This window comes from SAR324 cluster bacterium (assembly GCA_015232315.1).
Taxonomy (GTDB): domain Bacteria; phylum SAR324; class SAR324; order SAR324; family NAC60-12; genus JADFZZ01.
In genome coordinates this window covers 173,679-196,264 of sequence record JADFZZ010000003.1, presented here as the reverse complement: position 1 = coordinate 196,264, position 22,586 = coordinate 173,679, and the positions used below count along the sequence as shown (strand labels likewise).

General features: G+C 44.2%; 21 protein-coding genes. 3 read left to right on the top strand and 18 right to left on the bottom strand.

All coding sequences use genetic code 11. The annotated features are described in order from the left end of the window. The first annotated feature begins 17 nt into the window (after positions 1-17). Positions 18-854: a CZB domain-containing protein gene (locus tag HQM11_03810; GenBank protein MBF0350127.1), complete on the top strand. Its 837-nt coding sequence runs from the start codon at positions 18-20 to the stop codon at positions 852-854. Positions 855-1,277: 423 nt separating this feature from the next. Here HQM11_03810 and HQM11_03805 read toward each other — a convergent pair whose 3' ends face one another. The 10 genes from HQM11_03805 to HQM11_03760 all read right to left on the bottom strand — a co-directional run bounded on the left by HQM11_03805 (position 1,278) and on the right by HQM11_03760 (position 13,182). Continuing rightward, positions 1,278-1,829, bottom strand: coding sequence for a hypothetical protein (locus HQM11_03805; GenBank protein ID MBF0350126.1), 552 nt, complete (start codon positions 1,827-1,829; stop codon positions 1,278-1,280). Between the two features lie 28 nt (positions 1,830-1,857). Continuing rightward, entirely contained in the window at positions 1,858-2,724 is an 867-nt protein-coding gene (gene mamB / locus HQM11_03800) for a magnetosome biogenesis CDF transporter MamB (GenBank protein ID MBF0350125.1), read from the bottom strand. Further along, the gene (locus tag HQM11_03795; protein ID MBF0350124.1) at positions 2,721-3,464 is read right to left on the bottom strand and encodes a LemA family protein; all 744 of its coding nucleotides are present in this window, start codon (positions 3,462-3,464) and stop codon (positions 2,721-2,723) included. The genes mamB and HQM11_03795 overlap by 4 nt, the downstream gene beginning before the upstream one ends. 6 nt (positions 3,465-3,470) lie before the next feature. Beyond that, positions 3,471-4,133 carry a tetratricopeptide repeat protein gene (locus tag HQM11_03790; protein MBF0350123.1) on the bottom strand — a complete coding sequence of 221 codons (663 nt, stop codon included), beginning with the start codon at positions 4,131-4,133 and terminating at the stop codon, positions 3,471-3,473. Between the two features lie 328 nt (positions 4,134-4,461). Further along, a complete protein-coding gene (locus HQM11_03785; GenBank protein MBF0350122.1) occupies positions 4,462-6,309 on the bottom strand; it encodes a TSUP family transporter in 1,848 nt (615 codons plus the stop codon). Between the two features lie 2 nt (positions 6,310-6,311). After that, on the bottom strand, positions 6,312-7,214 hold the full coding sequence (gene mamM / locus HQM11_03780; GenBank protein MBF0350121.1) for a magnetosome biogenesis CDF transporter MamM: 903 nt from the start codon (positions 7,212-7,214) through the stop codon (positions 6,312-6,314). Between the two features lie 20 nt (positions 7,215-7,234). Next, positions 7,235-7,462: a DUF1049 domain-containing protein gene (locus tag HQM11_03775; GenBank protein ID MBF0350120.1), complete on the bottom strand. Its 228-nt coding sequence runs from the start codon at positions 7,460-7,462 to the stop codon at positions 7,235-7,237. A gap of 4 nt (positions 7,463-7,466) precedes the next feature. Further along, on the bottom strand, positions 7,467-8,504 hold the full coding sequence (locus HQM11_03770; protein ID MBF0350119.1) for a rod shape-determining protein: 1,038 nt from the start codon (positions 8,502-8,504) through the stop codon (positions 7,467-7,469). A gap of 213 nt (positions 8,505-8,717) precedes the next feature. Beyond that, the gene (locus HQM11_03765; GenBank protein ID MBF0350118.1) at positions 8,718-10,685 is read right to left on the bottom strand and encodes a hypothetical protein; all 1,968 of its coding nucleotides are present in this window, start codon (positions 10,683-10,685) and stop codon (positions 8,718-8,720) included. 169 nt (positions 10,686-10,854) lie between these two features. Further along, entirely contained in the window at positions 10,855-13,182 is a 2,328-nt protein-coding gene (locus tag HQM11_03760) for a trypsin-like peptidase domain-containing protein (GenBank protein MBF0350117.1), read from the bottom strand. Positions 13,183-13,286: 104 nt separating this feature from the next. Here HQM11_03760 and HQM11_03755 point away from each other — a divergent pair, with 104 nt between their 5' ends. After that, on the top strand, positions 13,287-13,481 hold the full coding sequence (locus HQM11_03755; protein ID MBF0350116.1) for a hypothetical protein: 195 nt from the start codon (positions 13,287-13,289) through the stop codon (positions 13,479-13,481). Between the two features lie 1,045 nt (positions 13,482-14,526). On the opposite strand, the gene HQM11_03750 is transcribed toward HQM11_03755, so the two are convergent. From HQM11_03750 to HQM11_03715, 8 genes are all read right to left on the bottom strand, one after another. Beyond that, positions 14,527-14,853: a hypothetical protein gene (locus HQM11_03750; GenBank protein MBF0350115.1), complete on the bottom strand. Its 327-nt coding sequence runs from the start codon at positions 14,851-14,853 to the stop codon at positions 14,527-14,529. A gap of 152 nt (positions 14,854-15,005) precedes the next feature. Beyond that, a complete protein-coding gene (locus tag HQM11_03745) occupies positions 15,006-15,248 on the bottom strand; it encodes a hypothetical protein (GenBank protein MBF0350114.1) in 243 nt (80 codons plus the stop codon). A 416-nt stretch (positions 15,249-15,664) separates the two neighbouring features. After that, positions 15,665-16,990 (bottom strand): sodium:alanine symporter family protein, encoded by a 1,326-nt coding sequence (locus HQM11_03740; GenBank protein MBF0350113.1) that lies wholly within the window; start codon positions 16,988-16,990, stop codon positions 15,665-15,667. A gap of 71 nt (positions 16,991-17,061) precedes the next feature. Next, a complete protein-coding gene (locus HQM11_03735) occupies positions 17,062-17,529 on the bottom strand; it encodes a hypothetical protein (GenBank protein MBF0350112.1) in 468 nt (155 codons plus the stop codon). A 17-nt stretch (positions 17,530-17,546) separates the two neighbouring features. Next, positions 17,547-18,317, bottom strand: a complete 771-nt coding sequence (locus tag HQM11_03730; protein MBF0350111.1) for a LemA family protein — start codon at positions 18,315-18,317, stop codon at positions 17,547-17,549. 98 nt (positions 18,318-18,415) lie between these two features. Beyond that, the gene (locus HQM11_03725; GenBank protein MBF0350110.1) at positions 18,416-19,171 is read right to left on the bottom strand and encodes a magnetochrome domain-containing protein; all 756 of its coding nucleotides are present in this window, start codon (positions 19,169-19,171) and stop codon (positions 18,416-18,418) included. A gap of 271 nt (positions 19,172-19,442) precedes the next feature. Then, entirely contained in the window at positions 19,443-20,975 is a 1,533-nt protein-coding gene (locus HQM11_03720; GenBank protein MBF0350109.1) for a trypsin-like peptidase domain-containing protein, read from the bottom strand. A gap of 11 nt (positions 20,976-20,986) precedes the next feature. Further along, positions 20,987-21,235 carry a hypothetical protein gene (locus HQM11_03715; GenBank protein ID MBF0350108.1) on the bottom strand — a complete coding sequence of 83 codons (249 nt, stop codon included), beginning with the start codon at positions 21,233-21,235 and terminating at the stop codon, positions 20,987-20,989. Between the two features lie 327 nt (positions 21,236-21,562). Here HQM11_03715 and HQM11_03710 point away from each other — a divergent pair, with 327 nt between their 5' ends. Further along, positions 21,563-22,300 (top strand): ParA family protein, encoded by a 738-nt coding sequence (locus tag HQM11_03710; protein MBF0350107.1) that lies wholly within the window; start codon positions 21,563-21,565, stop codon positions 22,298-22,300. Positions 22,301-22,586: the final 286 nt, after the last annotated feature.

Sequence of the window (22,586 nt, the reverse complement as noted above, 5' to 3'; positions counted from 1 at the left end):
GAATGGAGAATCGGTCTATGCGAAAAAATAGTGAAACTCTCGATGTGAATATTGCCAGAATCCTGCATTTGAAATGGATGTTTGATTTGAAACAGGCACTGACAAATGAGGAGACACTTTCTCCTGTCGATAACCATATGGAATGCGATTTGGGTTTATGGTTGAAGGCTTCAGGATTGAAAAAGTTTCATCAGTTTGACGCGGTTCAACGGCTGGATTCTGTTCATACTCAGTTTCATGACAAAGTTTCCGAACTTATGTCAAACCGGACGGATAAAACCACGGAGGAAATCAATCTGAAGCTGGAAAGTCTGACTGAAGTAAGTCGGGAGATTATCTATCTTTTGACAGAATTGGAACTTGCCTCAACGCAAATGCAGGAGCGCCAGGAAAAGATGTCGCATCCCTTGAGTTCTTTGCTGGATTATCTCATGAACACCAAGACTCAGCGTGATCCGGAACAGAACCTTGGTAGTCCACTTCAGGTCAGTCATGTGCGATTGAAGCATGTGCAATGGACAGAAAATATGCCTTCCGCCTTCAAAAATCGAGGACGACACACATCGCTGGCAACAGCAACTGAGTGCGATCTCGGGTTTTGGACTAAAAATCTCCAAGCACAACATTACAATTCAATCCAAGAGATTAAAAAACTGGATGAGTTGCATGTGTTTTTTCATGAAGTGGCCCAAAATACGGTGGAGGCTCTCAGGAAAAACGAGGATCAGCAGGCGGAATGGTATTATTCTGAGATGAAAGAGATGAGCAGGGAGATTGTTTATCTGTTATCGTTGATTGAATATATCATGAAAGATTCTGATGCGATCGAGAGTCTGTCAACGCATTTCATTTAGCTAAAAATGCCCCAAAACAGAGAACGCTTTTTCCCCAATCTGTTTTAATTTTTCTTCTCAAAAAGACTGCATTTTAGTTTACAGTTTGCCCTTCAATGTCCTACCTGCGAAGGCAGGTATCCAGTCAGGGCTGTTCATTTCTCCTTATTTTGAGCGTCAACCGGATGGTAGGCGGGGATTACATGCCAATGTCGTCAACTTAAGCATTTTGAATGGTCCTGTGTCTCCATTCCCCCTTGGTTCAAGGGGGTTAGGGGGATGTCATTCTGAGCGTTAAATCCCCCTGGCCCCCTTTGTAAAGGGGGATTTCCCAGCGAAAAATTTCTTAAGTTGACGACATTGGATTACAGGCCCCGCCAACACCAAAAATCGTATGTTTGACGGGCACGTAGTCCCGTCCTACCAGAGAACGGAACAGCCCTGCTATCTCAACCGATCAGACCAAAGCGCAAATCCTTCATCATTGCGGAATCGACAAACTCCTGTTGCCAGGCGAATTTTTTTCGCGTAAATCGACGCGTCACCATCCATTCTATCGAAAACAAAACCTTTCCCATCGACATACGTTCCAGTGGCTAAAGGGCAACCAATGAATACAAGATACCATGCTGGTGCCACAGATATTTCCTGTTCCAGACCCATGTCATTTTGAATAAACATATGCGTCATCCCACCTTGATCAACAATTTCATGCGCAGCCGTAATAGTCCCGCTGAACGTCACTATGAGGGGATCTCTGAACCTTGTTGGAGCTGCTTTCAAGGGAACTTGAGTAGGAATCGTTGACTGAGTTTGTGGAGCCATCTGCACTGGGATATCAGGTGTTTGCGGAACCCCTTGAACTGCTGGATGTAGTGTCGATTGAGTCAGATCCTGCTGATTCGGGTCGGTTGGCGGCAATGAATTTTCTTTGGTTAATTTATTATTATAACCAATCGCGAGAATCGATATAACAATCAGCACAACAATTCCCATGGGAACTGAAAACTCTTTTGGCCTCATTTCAAACTCCTACAAAAACTTGAACGTCCGTTTCATGCTCCATGGATTTGGAAACTTTTACCTTCACCGCCAGAGCAATTAAATCGCCTTCATAAACTCTCATATCCGGGGGAACTTTGATTCCAATATCAACCAGTGTTATTTCACCATGACGTCTCATTTTAAGGGATGAAATACCACGAACCCCTTCAATGCTTTCAGCAACACGATAAACTTCATGCAATTCAGTGATATCTGGTGAATGATCCATCAATCCATTGACCGCATCGATAAGAAGTTCAACAGCGATCTTGACGATTACGAGTGAAACAGCGATAGCCGCCAAGGGATCCGCGATCGGAAAACCTAAAACAGCCACAATGATTCCAAACAACACCGCCGCTGAGGAAAGCGCATCCGAACGATTGTCCCAGGCATTGGACATGATTGCCGGACTGTTGTTTTCCTGCCCGACACACTTTTGATAATGGAACAATAACTGATTCATGGTGATAGAAACGATGGCGCCAATCACGGCCAGCATATTGGGGCTTTCGATGAGACCACTGACGATGTTGATGGTGGCGTTTACAAATAAGTAAAGCGCACCTAACAACAGGATCATTCCAACAATTGCCGCGGAAATAAACTGAATATTTCCATAGCCATACGCATAGGATTTACTTGCCGGTTTTCCGGATATCCAAACGCTGACCATGGTCACACTGGTGGCGATCACATCGGCTGAAGAATGCAACCCGTCAGCGACCAGCGCCGCGCTTCCGGTTAAAACACCCAGCACCCCTTTAAAAAGGGCCATGAACAGATTGACTAAAAAGGAGTGGATCCCCTGTTCAGTTCGGCATTGTTTACAGGCTTCAAATCTCATGGGCTCTTCCTGGATTCAGGTAAAAGTCGCTTAAACATAGTTGGTTTCAACATTGGCACGTTATGGAGGGACTGTAGCTCCATTTCGAAATATTCATAGCGCTTAAACCCTGTTATTTTTGCGAGAAACGTTGAAGGAAACGTGGTAATCGCGGTATTGTAAATGCGGATTTGTTCAATTCGGGCATCTCGTTTTCTAAGCAGGAGATCTTCCAGATCAACCAGGTTGTTGATCAACCGGGAATAGTTGTCTGAAAATTTTATTTCCGGATATTGTTCCATCAGCGCAATCAGTTTGGAAAAAGAAGCCCCCTCGAGTGAGGATTTAAGAGCCTCCAGATTTTCCAGGTTGTCAACCACACCACTGAGTTCAGAATTTTGAGCAAAACCCGCACGGGAATCCGCGACATTTTTAACAATTTTATATTCCAGAATCCCTTGATTGAGTGTTGTGTTCACAATATTCTCAAATAAATTCATTCGTCTTTGCAACGCGACATCAATCTGTCCCACCGAGGCAAAAACTTCTTCTTCCAAACTAATGAACATATTGACACGGTATAAGACTGAAATCGCAAAAACAATAAATCCTATGAAATAAATTAAAACGATAGGACCTTGTTTTTTCTTGCGGGATGCTTTTTTGGGGTTGATTTCATCCTGAAACAAACGCTCCGCCAGTTCTCTTGTGCGGCGTATTCGTTCCTCTTGTTCCCTGTCAATTGTGGTTTCATCCCCCATAGGGCCTCACACTTTCTCTTCCATTTCCAGGGCTTTCTTGAAATACGCAACGGCCTCGTCCCGATTTCCCTGAGACTCATGCGCAAGTCCAAGAGCCTGGCAAACATTGACATTGTCGGGATCCAGATCAAGTGCTTTTTCAAAACATTGAATGGCCTTGTCATGTTTTTTCAGATTATCATACGCAAACCCCAGGCGATAATACAGCGCGGGATCCTTTTTTTCATAGGCAACCGCATTTTCAAGAACCGCGACCGCTTTTTCATAGTCCTTCTTTTTGCTATAGAGCAAACCAAGCAGGATCATTGTTTTTGTATGGGTTCCTTCAATTTTTGTCACTTTTTCCAAACAGGCGAGTCCCTTCTCTTCTTCACCTGTTTTCAGATAGGATAGTCCAAGATAGTGTAATACCTCAGCATCCTGGGGCATGCCCTGATGGACTGCGCTTAGTAAGGGAATCGCCTTTGCGTATTTTCCTTTCTTTGCGTGATCAATTCCTTTGGCATAAAAATAATCAGTTTTTTCCTCATTTTCGAGAGAAAAAATGTTCCGATACCACTCAATCGACGCATCAGAAATTTTCTGCGCTGTCTTCAATCCGGAATGCAGGTAAAAACTGAGGGTATCTGAAAAATCAACATCAACCTCTATTTTCTTTTTATTTGCCATGGTTTCTCCACATTAACGATTGTTTTTTGTACGAACCAGACACTCAATGGCATGCGTTCTGATTCGGTCTTTGTTATTTTTATACGGAGTTCCTCCGAACACATCGGGCTATGAGAGCCCAATGTCGTCAACTTAAAAAATTCTTCGCTGGATAATCCCCCTTTACAAAGGGGGTATGGGGGATTTAACACTCAGAATTACATCCCCCTATCCCCCTTAAACCAAGGGGGAATTAATGCTCAGCACCATTCAGAGTTGATGACATTGTATGAGAGCCCCGGTAATTACTTGATAATCAAGTCAGGGTTGCTCCCGAAATTATCCCGGATTAAAAAGTGAATAACATCATTCGTGCCGCAATTAAGAACATCAAGACACAGTAGATACTCTTGAGGAGGTTTATCGGCATTATTTTGGTAAGCCATGCTCCCACCATTCCACCGAAATACGCACCGGGTATTACAATCAATGCCAGGATCAGAGGGGTATCGATCTCAAACGCGCCAATCCCCGCACCATGCACCATGGAGATTACAGCACCCAGTGAAGATGTCCAGAAAACTAACACGGAGCTGTTGGCAATGGCCTCTTTCAAAGGAACTTTGGCAACATAACGCTGTAATGGAACCTCAATGACACCCCCGCTGATTCCCAAAATACCACTCATAACTCCCATCGGCAATCCCAGCCAGCTATTTTTGAAGCGATGACCTGTCTGGTTTTGAGAAATCCCTTCAAATTCAGGATATCCCATGGCGCTTCTTATAATTTCTGTGACCACTTTTATTCCAATCAATAACGCATATATCCCAAGCATCATTCTGATTGTTGAATTGTTTAAATAAATCCCTGTAAAATAGCCAAAAACGAAACCAAAAAGCGCAAATGGAATGAGCGGTTTTACGTTGTGCCAGGAAATCAGATTGTCTTTTTTGTAACGCAGGGCCGCGGCACTGTAGACAAATATATTAGTGATATAGGCCACAGGCCGGATGATGATCAGACCATAGCCAAAAATAATCATCAAGCCACTGACTTTAATGATCCCACCGCCCATTGTCACCATACCGGCACTGATACCGGAGACAAACCCGAGGAGCAGGAGTCCGATAACCCCACTGATATGGTAGCCGAAAAAATTGAGTTCAGGATCACTCACCGCATTGTTCAAGTAGTTGATCCCATCAGCCTTATTGTAGATTTCAGCCATTCGATCCGCGACAAATCTGGCTTGTTTCCAGAGATCCCCCTTATTCCCTTCGATGTAGACCATCAAGTCAGATGATGAACTGGATTCAATCGTATTTCGAATTTGAGTAGCGTATTCACTCGCTGTTTCTCTGGTGTTTTTCCAGAACTGACTGGTGAGGCCCCCGGCATAAACCTTAATATTTGTGATCGAATCAACGTGAACAATCTCTCGGAATTTTGAGCAAATAGTTGGTGCCGGTACAGCAAAACCCTGAATCGAATTCTGTGGGCCACTGATCGCGATGTTCAGTCCTACCATATTGCCGAAAACATTCATCAAGGGTCCACCGCTTTGAGCCCAGGTATAGATCGCGTCAGTTGTGATCAGGTCAGGATAGATCATGTCATTGATGGCCAGAGACACACCTGTATTCCGGGCAATGCCTTCTTTTGCTATGATCCCTTGATCCCTTCCAAACGCGTAAACAGGCGTACCAATTTCAATCATCGAACAATCAATGGAGGTAAAGGGAAAGGCTTTGAGTGATTCAATTTTCAAGAGGGCTATGTTGGACTTGGCAACTCTTTTGATGAGATGTGATTCATAACGAACATTGTTTTGCAGAACATGTAAACCGGATAAACCGGCAACCAAATGGTCAGCCGTCACAATATGCCCATCATCGCTGACAAGGACCCCCGAACCTAATATCGCAAGTGGAGTATCCTGGCCACTGTCAATTCCAATCGAGACAATCGTCTTTTCAAAATCGGCTGGAAATACAGGTTTTTGAGCAACTTCAGCTTTGACTGAAACTGCCTTGGCAGAATCCGGAGTCGATGTCTCTGGAACATAGGAGATGTTGTATTCGTGGTGCTCCGTAAGAATATGGACACCCCAGAAAAATAAGGAAACAGCGATAATTGTCAGAAATGCCGCTCCTATTTTCCACTGGCTTTCACAAAAAAATTGTTCTTTTTTCATGATTACAATCCTTGAGTAAGGAGTTTTCTGGAATCATGAGCTCCAAAACGTACATTCACAGCGGCCACATGCTCGATCGTTTCAAACAGCACAGCTTCAACCTGACACCCGACATCATAGGCTTCATCCACTCTCAAATCAGGATTCACTCCAATCACAATATCAATCCATATACCTTGTCCAACTTGCCTTGTTTTGAGGGTTTCTACCGTCTTTACCTCGTCAAAGTCCAATACTGTCTGTTGAATTTTTCTCAAAACATCGGCTGGAGCGGAATAATCCATCAAACCTTTAAACGATTCCCAGAATATCTCAACACCGAGATATAACAGATGGATCGTTTCAAAGACGGCTACCAGCGAATCCATCCAGATCAGGCCCATGTAATGCGCGCCGATGATACCCGCCGAAACAGCGACGGATGACAAGGCGTCAGCACCATGATGCTTGGATAAGGTTTTGACCATTGGACTGTTGATTTGAGTCGAAACACATCTGGTATATTTGAACAGGAACAGATTCGCGACGACGGAAAATACAGCGACAGCTAACGCGATAAGGTGAGGTGGTTTGTGGTAGCCCTGAAAAAAATGGTCCATGGTCAACAGGAGTATTAATCCCGTCAAACCGATAAAGACCACACTGACCACCAAGGTAAGGATAAATTCAACCTTGCCATGCCCGTAAGGGTGCTCAAGATCAACCGGTTTTAAGGAAATTTTCAATCCGATGATGATCAGAACCGACGAAATGAGATCTTTAAATGAATACATCGCGTCCGCAATCAGCGCCTGCGAGCCTGCGACGATCCCGACAAACAACTTCAAGCCTGACAGAAAAATATTGGAGACAAGCCCCGTCCAGCCAATTGTTTTATAACAAACAGTACATTTAGAAAATTGCATTTTTGACCGATCGTTCCGCTTTAATCATTATCTTCCAGTTCTCTGTCACGCTTGTATATTTTTATTCTTGTGCTGATTGCGGCAAGTAGATAACCGGCAACAAAGCCGATCACCAAAACAAACGCAAGGGGCATTTTCACAAGAGGCCCTGCAATAAATCGCACCTGGACAATATCAAAATTTTCCAGGGTAAAAACCAGGACCAATGCCCATAGAATGAATGAAAAAATGCGTTTTGCCATTACCATGAGTTTAAGATCCTATGACGTCTCCGATTTGATGCCAGTGCTCAATCGGCAGATCCACCGCGAGCTTCAAGGCCCCATTGCATCCTGCAAAATCAGGATCAGCCACACAGGACACCTTGACCTCACCACATTCCTTCAGTTTTTCCGCGATTGCTTTGTCCAGGCCCCTGATCAGAGATCCGTTTCCAGCAAGATAAATATTCAGTAATGCTTCTTCCTGATCTTCAGGATCAAACCGGACCAGTAAATATTCAACCTGCTCGACAATCGGCGCTATCAAAGATTCACAGGCGGCTTTTATTTCTTTAGACACATCATATTCCTTGGGTTTTCCATTGGCTCTGAACTGAACGATCACCGGTTCTTTGATGTCTCCAACGAAGGAGTATTTTTCTTTAATATTCTGAACAACGCGTTTGGTGATCTGAATATCAGGGTAATGTTCCTGTATCATCGCCTTCAACAGATGGTCAATATGATCTCCGCCTTTTGAGATTGTAACCTGATCCTCTGAATTGGGCACAACCCCTTTCAACGCGCAAATATCCGTTGTTCCGGCACCAATATCAATCATGATAGCCTTGTTCAGTTTGCCCATCCCATAGGCCACCATGAATGGTTCAGAAACGACCAGTGTCACTTCAGTCAGTTCTTTTGCCAAGCGAAGCAGAGTTTCCTTGTTGGAAAAGGAGGCTCTGGCAGGAACACCAATCACAGCACAAATCTCATCATGTTCTTCCGGTTGCGTAATCGCTATGGCATGTTCCAAAATATCTTTTGCCGCTTCCATATCGATTTCACTTGTTTCCTTGATCACGCCCAAATCCAGAGGATTGATCAGCGTCAAGTATGACCTTTTTTCAATGGCATCATCACCCACGGCTTTTGTTCCATTCAACAGCTTGGTTCCAATAATGTCTCGTGGATACCCGACCACCGATGGAAAAACGGCTTTTGCGCCACGGTCTGAACGAACTGCTGTTCTTGATGTGCCAAGATCAATACCTATTCTCAATTGTGTTTTTTTCATATACCCCCTCATGATTGGACTAATAATTTTTCCCGCTGTAAATTTTCTGACGATGGCATCCGGTTCAAACCTTTGCCCGGCGTCATTCCGTGCTTGACACGGAATCCATCGGCGCACTCCTGGTTCCCCGTTTTCACGGGGATGACATCGTGGGAAACCACAGGATTTCTTCACCAAATTATTGACAGCAGGAAATTTTTTACGATTACAAATTTTAGAAAATGATTATGCTTTTTTCTTTCTTTTTACTTCATAGGAAGTAAAAAGTTTTTTTCCAGAGTCCAGTGTATTCCCTGACCTGGCTTTGATTAAAGACGTTTCAGTTTCGGAAGTTGATGCTTCTTTAGTTCCTGAAACCTCAATACTGATTTTCTGTTTTGGTTTGGATGACGCTATTGAAAAATCCGGTAATTTGAAGGATTTCCCGAAATTTATTTTTTTAGGTGTTTGTGACCTGGCTTCAGAATTTTCAGTTTCTACCTTTTTACGAAAACCAAGTCGGCTTTGCAAAGCCGGTTTGATGACTGAATTTTCATTTTTGGTTTCGGTTTCTCCTTTTGCTTTAGCTCTAAAAAATCCGAAACCAACTTTTTTCCTGACAGTGTCTGTTTTATCAGAAGTCTCACGCACTTTTGGGAGAGACACACGTTTGCTTCCAACACCTGAAACCGCTATAGACCTTTTTTTCTTTTGCTTTGTATTAACAACAACCAGTGCTGTTTCATTTTCTACCTTTGTGGTTTTCTCCGGGGATACCCGTGGTTCAGATTCCACTTCACGGGCCTGACTTTCGCTGGTCGCAAGGGATGCGGTTCTTTCAGCCTCTGCTTTTTCTTTTGCCCGGTCTTCCCGGGCTACTTGAGAAGCTTTCAGTTCAGCCTCTGCCTTTTCTTTTGCCTGACGTTCCTGAACAGATTGGCGTTCCAGCATGATTTTAGGAATATTAAAACCCCGTCGGCTTGTATTTTCACCGGGAATTTCAAAGGCTTGTTTTTCTAATTCTGCTTCCTTTTCCAAACGGTCCTCCTCAGCTTCCTTTGCCAGACGTTCTTGTTCATACAGGGCAAATCTTCTTTCTTCTTCGGCCTTCTGTGCTGCGTGAAGTTCCTGCTCTACTTCCTTTAACTGACGTTCTTGCTCTGCAAGAGCCGCTTTTCTTGTTTCTGCTGCTTTCTGAGCAACTTGAAGTTCTAATGCGGCTTCTTTTGCCTGACGCTCCTGCTCTGCCATCGCGGCTCTTTTCTCGTCTTCGGCTTTCTCCGCAGCCAAACGCTTCAATTCGGTTTCTTTTGCCTGACGCTCCTGCTCTGCCATCGCGGCTCTTTTCTCGTCTTCGGTTTTCTCCGCGGCCAAACGCTTCAATTCGGTTTCTTTTGCCTGACGCTCCTGCTCAAGCAAAGCAATTTTTCTTTCTTCTTCGGCCTTCTCCGAAGCTAAAATTTTCAGTTCAGCTTCTTTTGCCTGAAGTTCCTGCTCATGTTCGGAATCCTGCGTTTCCGAATCTTCTTCAGTTGTCTGAATTTCCTGTTCGGCAAGGTACTCTTTTTCTTTTTCCTTCGAGGATTGCTGTTCAAGTTCCCGTTGTTTTGCCAGAAGTTCCTGTTCTACCAAGGCCAATCTTCCCGCCTCTGCCGCTTTTTGTTCAGTTAAGCGCTTCAGTTCAGCTTCTTTTGCCTGAAGCTCCTGCTCAGCCAACGCCGCTCTTCGGGCCTCAGTTTCTTTTTGTGCGGCCAAACGCTTCAGTTCAGCTTCTTTTGCCTGAAGCTCCTGTTCAGCCAAAGCCGCTCTTCGAGTCTCTTCTTTTTTCTGCTCAGTCAAACGTTTCAACTCGGCTTCTCTCAATTGTCGTTCCTGCCCGGCAATTGCCGCTTTTCTTTCATCCAAAGCCCGTTGAACTGTGATGCGTTCCAGTTCGGCTTCTCTCAATTGTCGTTCCTGCTCGGCAATTGCCGCTTTTGCTTCCTCTTCAGCCTTTTGCGCCGCAAGGCGTTGTTCCGCGGCTATACGCTCTCGCTCAGCGGCTCGATCCCATGGATTATTCGTTGCATGGTATACATGGGTCCTTTTAGTAATGTTCAGGGGTCCGACCTTTTCGGGTTGTTGGGTTTCAGCTTTTTTCCATGGATTTTCGTTTTCTGAAAATTTGACAAAGTTCCTTGGCTGGTCAGAATCTTCATTATTTGATCGAGGCAAGGTTCTTGTGATAATTGACGAAGAAATTCGTGAACTCTCCCCGGTATTTCTCCAGGGGTTTGTCTCAAGCCTGTTCAATTGCAGAACAGTCTCTGATGCATCTGCTTGTCTTGTAGACTGTCTTCTTATTTGATTACTTTCTCCACTAGCCATACTGGATCCCCCCTATTTATTTAAGAGTTAAAAATTGCTTACGATTATTTCTCGCAATTTCAACCAGATTATCGGGTTGTTTGACGTTGATCATTTCCTGCATCGTAGCAAGATCTTTTATTGGAACCTGATCAATTGAGACGATGATATCATTTTTTCGAATTCCCGCATTGTATGCCAGGGTATTGATATCAACATTTCTTACAAGCGCCCCGCCCTCTGGAGTGGGTTTAATTTCCATTCCTAATATTTCCAGTTCTGTGACTGCTGGTCCTGGTGCAGGATTCTGCATAGCTCCATTCACTGCCCCACCCCCTTGATTTGCCGACATACGGTTCTGCAAAGCGACATTTCCAGCCATTGCCTGTTGATTCTGTGGCATGGGGTTGTCGGTGAGTCTGATAAAAAATTGACGGTTACCCCGTACAATTTCAATAGCATTGTCCGGTTGGTTGATATTGATCAACTCATTGACGGTGGCAAGTGACTCAATGGGAACCTGATCAATTGAAAGAATCAGATCATTCATTCGAATGCCAGACCGGAATGCCACTGAATTACGTCCAATATCAGTGACTTGAGCTTGTCCGTTCATATTCGGGGTAAGCTCCATTCCTAATAATTCAAGTTCAGTCAGAGCTGGTCTGCGTCTGGGAGGACGCTGAATACCATTTCCCGCAAACGGTGGTTCAGCACCATTTCCAGCAAACGGTGGTTCAGCACCATTTCCAGCAATCGGTTGTTGAATACCATTTCCTACTGCCGCAGGTTGATCTGGTGGAGTTACTTCCGGTGGACCGACATTGTCAACAGGCGCGGGTTTGTTCTGCAGGTCCACAAAGATATCCTGCTTATTCCCATTCCTGATCACTGACACGCGTGCGGTATCATTGATATTCTTTGTAAACTCAATCAGATCTTTTGGATCCAGTATTTTTTTCCCCTCCACCCGAAAGATGATATCACCTGCTTGCAAACCAGCTTTCTGTGCCTTGGAATTCGGTGTAATCGCACTTAAAAACACACCGCCACCGACATCTTGAGTCATTTGTTTCAGGAAGGCCCCCATCCACTCCAAATCCATGTTTGGCACAGTGAACGCCACATTTGCTCCCTGTGGTTGGCCTGGAACCTGATTCCCCTGATAACGTCCGGGTGGCATGGCGAATTGATTCTGTTGCGCGACAACATTGGGGGAAGCAGCGAATTGCTGTCCAGGTGATTGATTGCCAATGATTTGATGACATTGTTCGCAAGGTCCCCTGTCACCATGTGGCATGGCGGCACCTGCCATGATGGGTGGCGCAATGATCGCGGCGACAGGCATGGCCGCATTAGACTGAGTTGGATTGATGATTTGATGACATTGTTCGCAAGGTCCCCTGTCGCCATGCGGCATGGCGGCACCTGCCATGATGGGTGGCGCAATGACCGCCGCGACAGGCATGGCATTGTTGAACTGTCCGGTGGATTGATTTCCGATAATCTGATGACATAGTTCACAGGGACCTCTATCACCATGCGGATTGGGCGTTCCGGCCACAATTGCCGGTGCGTTTACCGCCGCGACCCTAATTGCTTTTGCATGGGCATTCAGATTTGGCTGAATGCGTGGTAACCGAATCAAGTCCTCTAAAAATTCGATCGCATCCTTGGAAGAAACCGCAAAGCTGATCCCTGCAAAAGACGCGGATGGGACATAAATGGCTGTGTTTATCCCAATGACATAACCGGTCATATCAATCAATGGTCCTCCAGAATTCCCCCGATTGATGGCGGCATCTGTCTGGATCAGATTCTTATGGGTGATGTTGTCAATTCTGATTGATTTTTTTAAGCCGGAAATGATCCCTTTACTCACAGTCTGGTCCAGACCAAAAGGACTGCCAATCGCGACGACTTCTTCGCCCAGGCTGAGTCTGCGATCATTACTCAAGGGAGCTGGTTGAAGCATCATATTCGGTTCAATCTTTATCAACGCCAGATCAAGTCGTTCTGACATGGCAATGATCTCAGCAGGGTACTGGGATGTTCCATTGTCTGTGAAAACGATGACGTAAAGATCCGGTGATTTTTGCACAACATGATAATTGGTGACAATATACCCATCCTGGGTGACAATTACGCCTGATCCGATACTTTCCATTCCTTCACCACTATTAGGTGAAGTGAATCCAGCTTGCTGATTCGGATTTTGATTCTGTTTTTGGGTAGATATAGGGCGAATTGTACTGATGTTCACCACCGTTTGTTTGGCAAACTCGATTATCTGTACCAGGGGGCTTTGCTGGACAGGCATGGTTGCCATCGGAGTTTGAGTTTGCGCCACAGCAACAGCATTCACAGGATTTTGTGAACGGTATGGACCTCCTCCATTAGGATTCTGTGATCGGAGTGGGCCGTTATTGGGGGGGGAACGGTGACCTCCATTGGGGTTTGGTGAACGATATGGACCGCCATTACCATTGCCAGGCTGAGTATTTTGTTGAGACAGCGATGGACCAGGCACAGGGTTCCGAGGCTGATATTGATTTGCATCCGGTGTCGGGAAGATCGCATGATGGCTGGTATTTTTCTGTGAGCCATAGTATTCGTCATACAATTCGTATCGGACGACCGCAAATACAAAAATTAAAGAAATGATTGCAGTGATGACGATATATTTTTTATATCTTTGCGGACAAATCTTTTTATCGCCACAATCATCACTGTTCAAGCAAGTTTCTCGTTGAGGACAGGTATCTTTAATACTCATAAGTCATTATCCTTTTTGTCCTTTGTCCTGTTTTCCTTTGTGGACATTGATGCGCCTATGGCAATCAGTCCGAACAATATGAGAGCGATAGGTGTGAATCCCCGTAAAAATTCAGCCACAGACCACCACCAAATGAACAAACTCCACAATCCTAAAGCAAAAGACAATGTTCCTACAACTATACTTGGCATATCACAACTCCATTTTTTATACTTAGCACCGAAACATGACACAATTCTGAAATAAACCAAACCTAAGCAGAAATGTGTAGTTTTGTGGAATTTTCTGGATTCCGGGTCTTCGCCCGGAATGACACTGTGGAGTGATTGTCATGCCGGACTTGATCCGGCTTCCAGGGGCGCCAAAACTAACGTTTTCTGTCTGGGATTGGTTTAACTTTCAAAAAAGAATTTTTTCCTGCTCAGACTACACATTTATTACGCTGTTAAGGGGATATTGATTGTTAATGTCTGAATAAAAACACCTCTAACAAATTTTCAGCTATGACGCATGTATTCTCAGAACCATGCTCTCATGTTTTTTATGTAGAAAACTCCTGCTGTATCAGAAGAAGTGAACTACCGTGGTGACCGGTCACAGGATTTCATCCTCAAATTATTCGAGCTGTGCAGGTGGGTTTGAAAATGAGCCGCTAAGAACGCTAAGAACACGAAAAAAAAGGTTTTTTATATAAATGAAGTCCTCCGTGAAACCCTGATTTTCAAGTTTTCTGGTGCATATTCCCTTTTTTACTTTGTGTTCTTCGTGTACTTCGTGGCTAAAAAAGTACCTGCACAGCTCTAAAAATTGATTATCATGAGAATACATTATTGGATATGGACGAAAATCAGTTGATCCATAGTTTTTTCGACTAAAAACCAACTGACTTCAAGGGAGCATTTTGTGAGTTGAACTCCGATCTCATCTCTTTTTTTATAATTTTTCTGACCAATCACCAACAAACGGAAGTTTCCAGGCTTTGGCCAGCAATACGGAAGTTATCCCGACAAATGAATATATTAAGATGATAAAAGCAGATAAGCCGAAGAAGAATTGTCCAATGACAGGAATATAGAGTGCGAAAATCGCAATGACGCTCCATATCCACAATACTAATCCTTGCCGGGCATGGAAATAAACATATTCATCATCCTTATTCAACAGGATTGGCACCAAACATAAAATGCCAAGATAACTCATGAACGCTAATACATACGATTTCATCGTAAACTCACTTTCCAAAACCTTTGATTCAGGCATATCATTCCTCTAAATTTAGTTTTAATCACATCAAGGATTTTTGAACATGCCCTGTGACATAGGGCACGGTTCCTACTTACGAAGCTGGGCCTCGTTCCCGCAAACGCGGGTTTTACAAAGGTTTCCACCATAAAGAAACCTGTAGTTTGTTCCTATTCAACCTCACCGGGTTGATTGCTCAGATACCACCAATACACTCCACCTACAGCCAGCAAAAGCAAGATTGCCGGTCCAAGCACTGAAAAACCGATTCCCCCGATACCAAAAAACGCCGCGGCTTTTGTGCCAGTATAAAAACTATAAGAGTCACATCCGGCAACTGTTTTGCAACCCGTGCCAATATATTCGATCCCTTCTATACCATACTCAACAAGATCACCCAATTTATCAATCATATCGTCTCCTTATTATTCAACGATTACGGTACGTAAGTACCAATTTTCTCATCTGATTTTTCGACGAGAACAGTTACTGTTACTACTTCATGCAAATGAGCAAACGGGAGTTTTACGGAACTCCTGTTTTCTGATTGCACAAACAAAATCAGCATGAGCAACTTCCAAGCCACCCCCTGATGAGATCAAAGGAATAAAAAACAGTGCAATCTGTACCCACTGGGTAGATAGCCAATTGATGCAACAATTTCAACAATAAACTATATATTTAATATATTTTTATTCATGATAAAAAACATTTTTATGGACAAATCTTTTTACTACCCCCCCCAAAAAAAAACAGATTACATGAATGATTTCATGCCATTACACCGATGCTGAATGATTTTAACCGGATTTATCAACAGAGGTTTTTCTCAGTGATCGCCAACCAATTCTCTCAGTAAATCATCTCGATGCTGTAGAACCAGATAAACCAGAGGGAAGAGATGGATAATAATGACCAATCCAATCATGATATCCGCAACTGACCAAATCAGGCGAACTGGAAGAAAAGGACCGCAAAACGTGATGAACACAAAGAACCAACGGAATGCCCGGATTCTTGTTCCGCCAAGGTATTGATAACATCGTTCAGAATAATAGGCCCAACTGATCATGGTGGTGAACGCAAAGACGACCAAACAAGTCATGAGCATCACAACGCCCCAGTTTCCATAAAACGACTGAAAAGAGGAAGAGGTTAAATAGGCACCATTGAACCGGGTCCAGTTTCCAACAGTCAGGATGACCAGGCCTGTCACCGAACAGACAATCAAGGTATCTACAACGGGAACAAATGCGGCAAGATAGGCATTATCCTTTTTACTGGCATTATTCGTTGCATGAAGAAACGGGGCAACTCCGATTCCAGAGGCATGCGAAAAAATGCCTCTGGATGTTCCAAACTGGATGCTTTGCAGAACGCCATAACCAATCAGTCCACCAGTGGCGGAATAAGGTGTGAAAGCATGCTTAAAAACCAGACCAATAACCTGAACAGTGGCTGACAGGTTTGATAATAAAATGACCATTCCACCAATGAAATAAACCAGCACCATCCAGGGCGCCACTGTCACACTGAAATCTACGATTCTCTGCATCCCGCCAAGAATCACAAACGCCACCAGAGCAGACATGCAGATTGCAACCAGAAAACTGGAAATTCCCAATTCGTCCTGCAACGCATGAGCAACGGAGTTGGATTGAATCAGATTGGAGGTGATAAAGCCCTTAACCATCAACAGGGTGGCCAACGCCACAGGAATCCAGGCCCAACCCGGTTGTAATCGTTGCAAGTAGGACATGGGCGTTGCATAAGCCAGATCTGTGTGATCCTCGCTTTGATAACGCATTGCCAACCAGACAGAACACAAACGAAAACTCATCCCAACCAGTGCTGAAACCCACATCCAGAACAAGGCCCCCGGGCCTCCCAGATGAATGGCAGTACCGACACCCGCTAAATTACCAACGCCAACGCTTGCGGCCAGTGCGGCAAAAAATCCATGAACAGGTGAGATATAACGAGCATGGTCATCCTCTTGTTTTTTATGGAGGTTTCTTTGCGTCCAACTGTTCCTTAGAGCTGGAATCACGTTACGCCAGGCGGCAAATCCAGTGAGGACGAGTATCAGCACACCCAGTTCAATATATATAAAGCTGAGCAGAGGATTCCAGAGCCAGCTTGCGATCATTGACATGATTGATCTCTTTTATAAGTGCAACAGTTGACGACCAGATGATTTTGGAGAGGTGACACCATTGAGATGAATTAAGATTTACTACTGTCTATGACAATATCATGACACATGATACATCGCCCTGCGGCAGGATGGGGCATGAATGAATCAGGCCTGATGCGTGGACCTACTTTTTTAATGGATGAAACTTCTCCCAGTAACTTTCCTACTGGTGTCGCGCTATAATTGACCGTTTTATCACTGTACAAATGACATCTACTGCATTCCCCCCAGTAGGCATGAGGCATGCGCATATTGCTACTGATTTTAGGAATGCGTCTAATGAGAACTTTTTTAGGTTCTGTGCCCAGTACCCGATTGACGATGGGTTGCATCAAACGAGGTTCTGTGGGTTTCGGGAAATGTCCAAAAATCAAACCGGCCTCACGATGAGTCAGTTCATGCCTTAAAATAACACCTGTTCCACCGGAAATTACCAAGGCGATCAACACCAGTATAAGGATGATTTGATTCCTTCCTTTTTTCTTGTCTTTGGCCATTTTTATACAACCTTGATTTATTCGTTAACCGGTGGTTGGTTCGTGGAACGTGTTACGTCAGGCAATAATTCATTAAACATATCCGACTGTAAAACGGGAACAGTGTGCGACGTTTTGTCTTTCATTTCATAGTACTGATAATGATGAAAGCCAGTCATCTGCGCAAGATAATTCCAGGGGAATTGAGTGATTGCAGTGTTATACATCCGTATAGCTTCATTTTGAAGCACTCGCCTTCTGGTAATCTGGTTTTCCATTTCCATCAACTGATTAATCAATAAGGCGTAAGTCGATGAAAATTTTATTTGAGGGTATTGTTCCACCAACGCTGTCAGTTTGGTCATAGAAAATTCGGAGGGGGAACCTTTTTTCAGGTTTTCGATAGCCTCCAGCTTTAGCTTTGCCGTGTCGAGATCCTTCACTTTTGTAAGTTGAGATCGTGAATCCGCGACATACTGGATTAATTCATATTCCAGCACAGCCTGGTTGAGTGCCACATTGACAATATTCACAAACAAATCCGCCCGGCGTTGCAACGATGTTTGCACATTAGCCGTTGCCGCCAGCGCCTTCTCTTCATTAAGAATAAAAATATTGATCTCGATAAGGACCGTCACCAGCAACACGATGGCCGCTAAAATAGAAACCCAAATGACAGGTCCCTGGCGCTTGATCTGAAGTGGTTTTTTCTTGGGCTTTATCTCATGGAACAACCGTTCCGCCATCTCCTTCATGCGCTGGAAACGTTCTTTTTTGTCCTCTAACGGAGATTGGTATTCCTCCACCATAAAATTTAAATCCCGGGGGTTAATAGTAATAAAAATTTAAGGACGCATCGCATCACAAACATGAGAAAATCACAGAATACTATCTCAACACCTCAAAACTATCTCAATGTCTGTTTATTGGCTATTATCACATGGCAGGCCTCACAGGGACCTCGATCTCTATGCGGACTGACGGCCCCTACCCTGATAGTTGGTACAGGTAACGGAATCCCGTCAGGGTCAGGTGTGATATGCCCAATTGTTCCGATAGGATGGCAACTCACACACTCCCCACGATAGGGATGCGGCATGATATCACTGGGGAGAATCATCGGTGCGGTTTCAGATTGTGAAAACCCCAAAATATCTTTGCTTTTAAGTACAAATTCTAAAGTTCTGTTCTTTCTGACCACCGTTAATAAAACACTGCTTGATTCTCTTACCTGTTTTGAAAGTCGCTCTACATCTTCAATGGTTCTAACTTTATTCCGGGCAATCGCAACCAGGATATCACCAGCGACCACACCTGACTCGAAGGAACTCAGTGTCACTTCATCAATGAGAACGCCTTCCATTGACAGGGGAATATTCAGCTTTTTTTTAATTTCAACGGACAGGGGAATCGTTTCCATGCCCTGCCAATGCCCTTCCGCCAATTGTATCGTGGGGGAAATATAGGAAGGCACCGTGGGATTTGTGGTCATGGGAGCCGTCATGGCGACCGGCATGCCTACTACCTCTTTGGCGGTGACAGGCTCAGACTCGACCGGTTCCCTGACCTTCTCATAATCGGGTGAATCAAACAGGTTGACTAGGAGAATACCCGCAAAAATGAGCAACGCCATTGGCAAAAAATATTTACTTAAATCATTCATTGCTTTCCTGCCACGTTTTCTAATTTGGTGGATATTTCTAATCTAACGTGAGTTCGGGATTAAGAAATTAAAGCGAATTAAATCCGCATTGCCCCCCCAAGCCCCCCTCAAAGGGGATTATCTCGGTGGATTGCTTCATAATTCCCCCTTGGAAAGGGGTTAGGGGAATGTCTATTCCATGATAATCATTATCCCGAACTCACGCTAATCTATGTGAATCTAGAGTTGAGTCTGTGTCATTTTTGTATTGGTTTTTGAGGAACTGTATTCATCAAGGGGCTTTATTGTTGTCAATATCAATATCAATGTTGCGTTTTTGACCATTCCTGATGACTGACACACGAGCGGTACCGCCATTTTGATCAGCAAAATTGATCAGCTCATTGACATTTCCAACGGGCCTGCCATCAACCCTGAATATCACATCGCCAGGTTGCAATCCGGCCTTGTCGGCATTCGATCCGGAATACACATTGGTCAGAAACGCACCGCTATCCAGATTAAAATTCTTTTGTATGGCCGTTGTGATGTCGGTCAGTTCGGCGCCCATCCACTCCACAATGTTTCCATTGGGATTAAAGGCAACGTTCATCCCCTGCGAAGGAACATACGGAGGTATTGAAAAGCGATTTTCGCCAATAACTGAGGGTAGTTTTTGCCCTGCGACTCGAGTTGCTGTTGCAGGAGTGTTCAAGTTTGGCTGCACCGTGGGGAGTGTGATGAGACCTTCCAGAAATTCGATAACCTCGGTCGATGGGATGGCAAAACTGATTCCCACGAAAGAAGCGGTTGGAGTAAAAATCGCGGTGTTAACTCCGATCACATAACCGGCCATATCAACCAGCGGGCCTCCGGAGTTTCCACGATTAATCGCGGCATCAGTCTGGATCAGGTTTTTGTGGGTAATGTTATCAATCCGGATTGATTTTTTTAAGCCTGAAATGATTCCTTTGCTCACTGTTTGATCAAGACCAAAAGGACTGCCGATGGCCAACACTTCTTCGCCCACTCTGATGACGCGATTCTCATCACTCAAAGGTGCCGGTTGTAAAGGCGTCGCCGGCTCAATTTTGATGAGCGCGAGATCCAGCAGTTCAGATAATTGAATGACATCGGCATGATACTGGGTCGATCCATTATTTAAAAAAACTGTCGCAAAAATTTCATCAGCATTTTCAACAACATGAAAATTTGTAACAATATACCCATCTTGCGTAACAATCACCCCCGAACCGATACTTTCAACGGCCTGACCACTGAATGGTGCGGTGAACGTAGGTTGCTGAGTATCCGGTTGCATATTTTGTTGCGCACCGGTAAAACGCAACGCACTGATATTCACTACAGTTTGTTTAGCAAACTCAGCAACTCGAGTGAAGGGCGATTCAACAACCTGAACAGCATAGGGGGTTTGCGCAAAACTCATCTTATTCTGAGGGGCCTGGACTACAGGCACGACAAAGGGAGTTTGGGCAAGAGTCGTGGCATTTTGAGGCGAATTCGCAAAGGGCTGTTGTCCATATATCATCGTATTCTGAGGGGCTTGCGCCACAGGCACGGCAACAGGATTTTGGGCATAAGGCATTGGATTTTGACGTGCCTGTACAGAAGTCGTCGGATTATCACCTCCTGTCAACGCATTGAAGGCCACACTGAACATCTCTGCGGTCGTCCCTTTGTGAGTACGATTGTCAAAGAACATATCGTTCCAGTACAGGAAAAAAACAAGCGCGACTGAAGCGATTGGAATCATGTAAAAATATTTGCGCAATCTTCTGGGACAATTTCCAGTATCAGAACTCATAACAGCCTTTTTTATTTTTCATCGACCTGGTTATTGGTTTGTTTTTTAGAGATACCTGCGCCAATTGCAACCAAACCGAATAAAATAAGGATAATGGGCACAACTCCCCGTAACACTTCCGCAACAGACCACCACCAGACATAGAGTCCCCAAAAACCAAGGAGGCAGACCACCAATCCGACAAATAGATTCCCGTTGGGCATACTGTCTAGTTTCAGCTTATTTTTTATATCATTGGTTTCAAAATTTAAAATTTTCATTTTTCTCACTCAAAAAAAGATGACTGGAGACAGGTTTTCACTGAGATAAAGTGATGATCAGCGGCAAACTACACGGATTAAATGAGAATATCAAAGGAAAAAATAAAATAAAAATTGGGTATATTGACATGATTTTTGTCTTTAACTGCCCTGAAATGTTCTATAAAGGTTGTGTTTAAAATTCTTCAGCCAACTTATGAGTATGTGATGGCCGTTTCCACCTTTGATTCCTGTTTTCCAGAGGGCTTGCATCCTTTGTGGCAGCATGTTAAACGAACCTAGTTGGTAGATACATCAAGGAGGAAGTACCCTATTCGGAGATCAAGAATGAGAAAAATTGCCATATCATTGAGTAAGGGGGGGGTCGCAAAAACCACGACGGCAGTGAATCTCGCTGCCGGCCTTGCGAAAAAAGGGGCCAGGGTCTTGCTGTTGGACACTGATACACAGGGGCAGGTGTCTTTCATGTTTGGTTTGAAACCTAAAGTGAATCTGTCAGATGTGATCACTGGGGACTGTGGCGTGGATGAGGCAACCATTCAAGTCAGAGAAAATCTGTGGATTATCGCGGGAGGACGTGAAATAGCCGGGATCAAACGTTTGATTGACAGAACAGACCTCGGGGGGGAATACACCCTTTCAGAAGCGTTCACATCCATTGAAAAAAAGTTTGATTTTGTATTGGTCGATACCTCACCGGGGTGGGATTCAGTGACCTTGAATGTCCTGTTTTATGCTGAAGAAATTCTGTGCCCGATTTCACTGGAAGTCATGACCATTCATGGCCTTTCAAGCTTTATCAAGAGTGTGGAAGCTGTTCAGAAATACAATAAAAACTTAAAATTACGCTATATTGTCCCTACTTTTCTGGATGGACGCGTTAAAAAATCTGTAGAAATATTAAAACAGTTGGAAGAATTTTATCCTGATCGACTTTGTAATCCGATTCATTACAATGTTCGACTCTCTGAAGCACCGGGATATGCGCAAACCATCTATGAATTTGCTCCTCAATCTCAAGGCGCAATAGATTATGAACAACTTACCGAGAGGGTCTATGCGTAAAAACACACCAGACATCATGGGGATGTTATTAGGCAATCCTGACAAGATTGCTGGTCAACCAGATGCTGATGATCAGACTGAGGAAACCCTAACCGCCAAAGAACATGTTGTGGAAACGTTTAAGGCCTCTGAAAAAATTGATGAATCCGCATCTGCGGATGAGCCTGAAAAAAAAGATAAAACCTCTGCCGTATCCCTGGTGAAAAATGCCATACTGGGAACCACGGCCAGGAATGACAAGACAGGCCCAAAATCGCTCACAACAGAAGCAGACGCTCAATCAGGC

What these genes read in the sequence shown, in the direction of transcription:
- HQM11_03730 (MBF0350111.1), bottom strand. Translation starts at nt 18,317, where the DNA reads ATGGTGGAGGAATACCAATCTCCGTTAGAGGACAAAAAAGAACGTTTC.
- HQM11_03790 (MBF0350123.1), bottom strand. Translation starts at nt 4,133, where the DNA reads ATGGCAAATAAAAAGAAAATAGAGGTTGATGTTGATTTTTCAGATACC.
- HQM11_03805 (MBF0350126.1), bottom strand. Translation starts at nt 1,829, where the DNA reads ATGGGAATTGTTGTGCTGATTGTTATATCGATTCTCGCGATTGGTTAT.
- HQM11_03715 (MBF0350108.1), bottom strand. Translation starts at nt 21,235, where the DNA reads ATGAAAATTTTAAATTTTGAAACCAATGATATAAAAAATAAGCTGAAA.
- HQM11_03710 (MBF0350107.1), top strand. Translation starts at nt 21,563, where the DNA reads ATGAGAAAAATTGCCATATCATTGAGTAAGGGGGGGGTCGCAAAAACC.
- mamB (MBF0350125.1), bottom strand. Translation starts at nt 2,724, where the DNA reads ATGAGATTTGAAGCCTGTAAACAATGCCGAACTGAACAGGGGATCCAC.
- HQM11_03785 (MBF0350122.1), bottom strand. Translation starts at nt 6,309, where the DNA reads ATGAAAAAAGAACAATTTTTTTGTGAAAGCCAGTGGAAAATAGGAGCG.
- HQM11_03755 (MBF0350116.1), top strand. Translation starts at nt 13,287, where the DNA reads ATGGACCGCCATTACCATTGCCAGGCTGAGTATTTTGTTGAGACAGCG.
- HQM11_03720 (MBF0350109.1), bottom strand. Translation starts at nt 20,975, where the DNA reads ATGAGTTCTGATACTGGAAATTGTCCCAGAAGATTGCGCAAATATTTT.
- mamM (MBF0350121.1), bottom strand. Translation starts at nt 7,214, where the DNA reads ATGCAATTTTCTAAATGTACTGTTTGTTATAAAACAATTGGCTGGACG.
- HQM11_03745 (MBF0350114.1), bottom strand. Translation starts at nt 15,248, where the DNA reads ATGATTGATAAATTGGGTGATCTTGTTGAGTATGGTATAGAAGGGATC.
- HQM11_03740 (MBF0350113.1), bottom strand. Translation starts at nt 16,990, where the DNA reads ATGTCAATGATCGCAAGCTGGCTCTGGAATCCTCTGCTCAGCTTTATA.
- HQM11_03750 (MBF0350115.1), bottom strand. Translation starts at nt 14,853, where the DNA reads ATGCCTGAATCAAAGGTTTTGGAAAGTGAGTTTACGATGAAATCGTAT.
- HQM11_03775 (MBF0350120.1), bottom strand. Translation starts at nt 7,462, where the DNA reads ATGGTAATGGCAAAACGCATTTTTTCATTCATTCTATGGGCATTGGTC.
- HQM11_03735 (MBF0350112.1), bottom strand. Translation starts at nt 17,529, where the DNA reads ATGGCCAAAGACAAGAAAAAAGGAAGGAATCAAATCATCCTTATACTG.
- HQM11_03725 (MBF0350110.1), bottom strand. Translation starts at nt 19,171, where the DNA reads ATGAATGATTTAAGTAAATATTTTTTGCCAATGGCGTTGCTCATTTTT.
- HQM11_03770 (MBF0350119.1), bottom strand. Translation starts at nt 8,504, where the DNA reads ATGAGGGGGTATATGAAAAAAACACAATTGAGAATAGGTATTGATCTT.
- HQM11_03795 (MBF0350124.1), bottom strand. Translation starts at nt 3,464, where the DNA reads ATGGGGGATGAAACCACAATTGACAGGGAACAAGAGGAACGAATACGC.
- HQM11_03810 (MBF0350127.1), top strand. Translation starts at nt 18, where the DNA reads ATGCGAAAAAATAGTGAAACTCTCGATGTGAATATTGCCAGAATCCTG.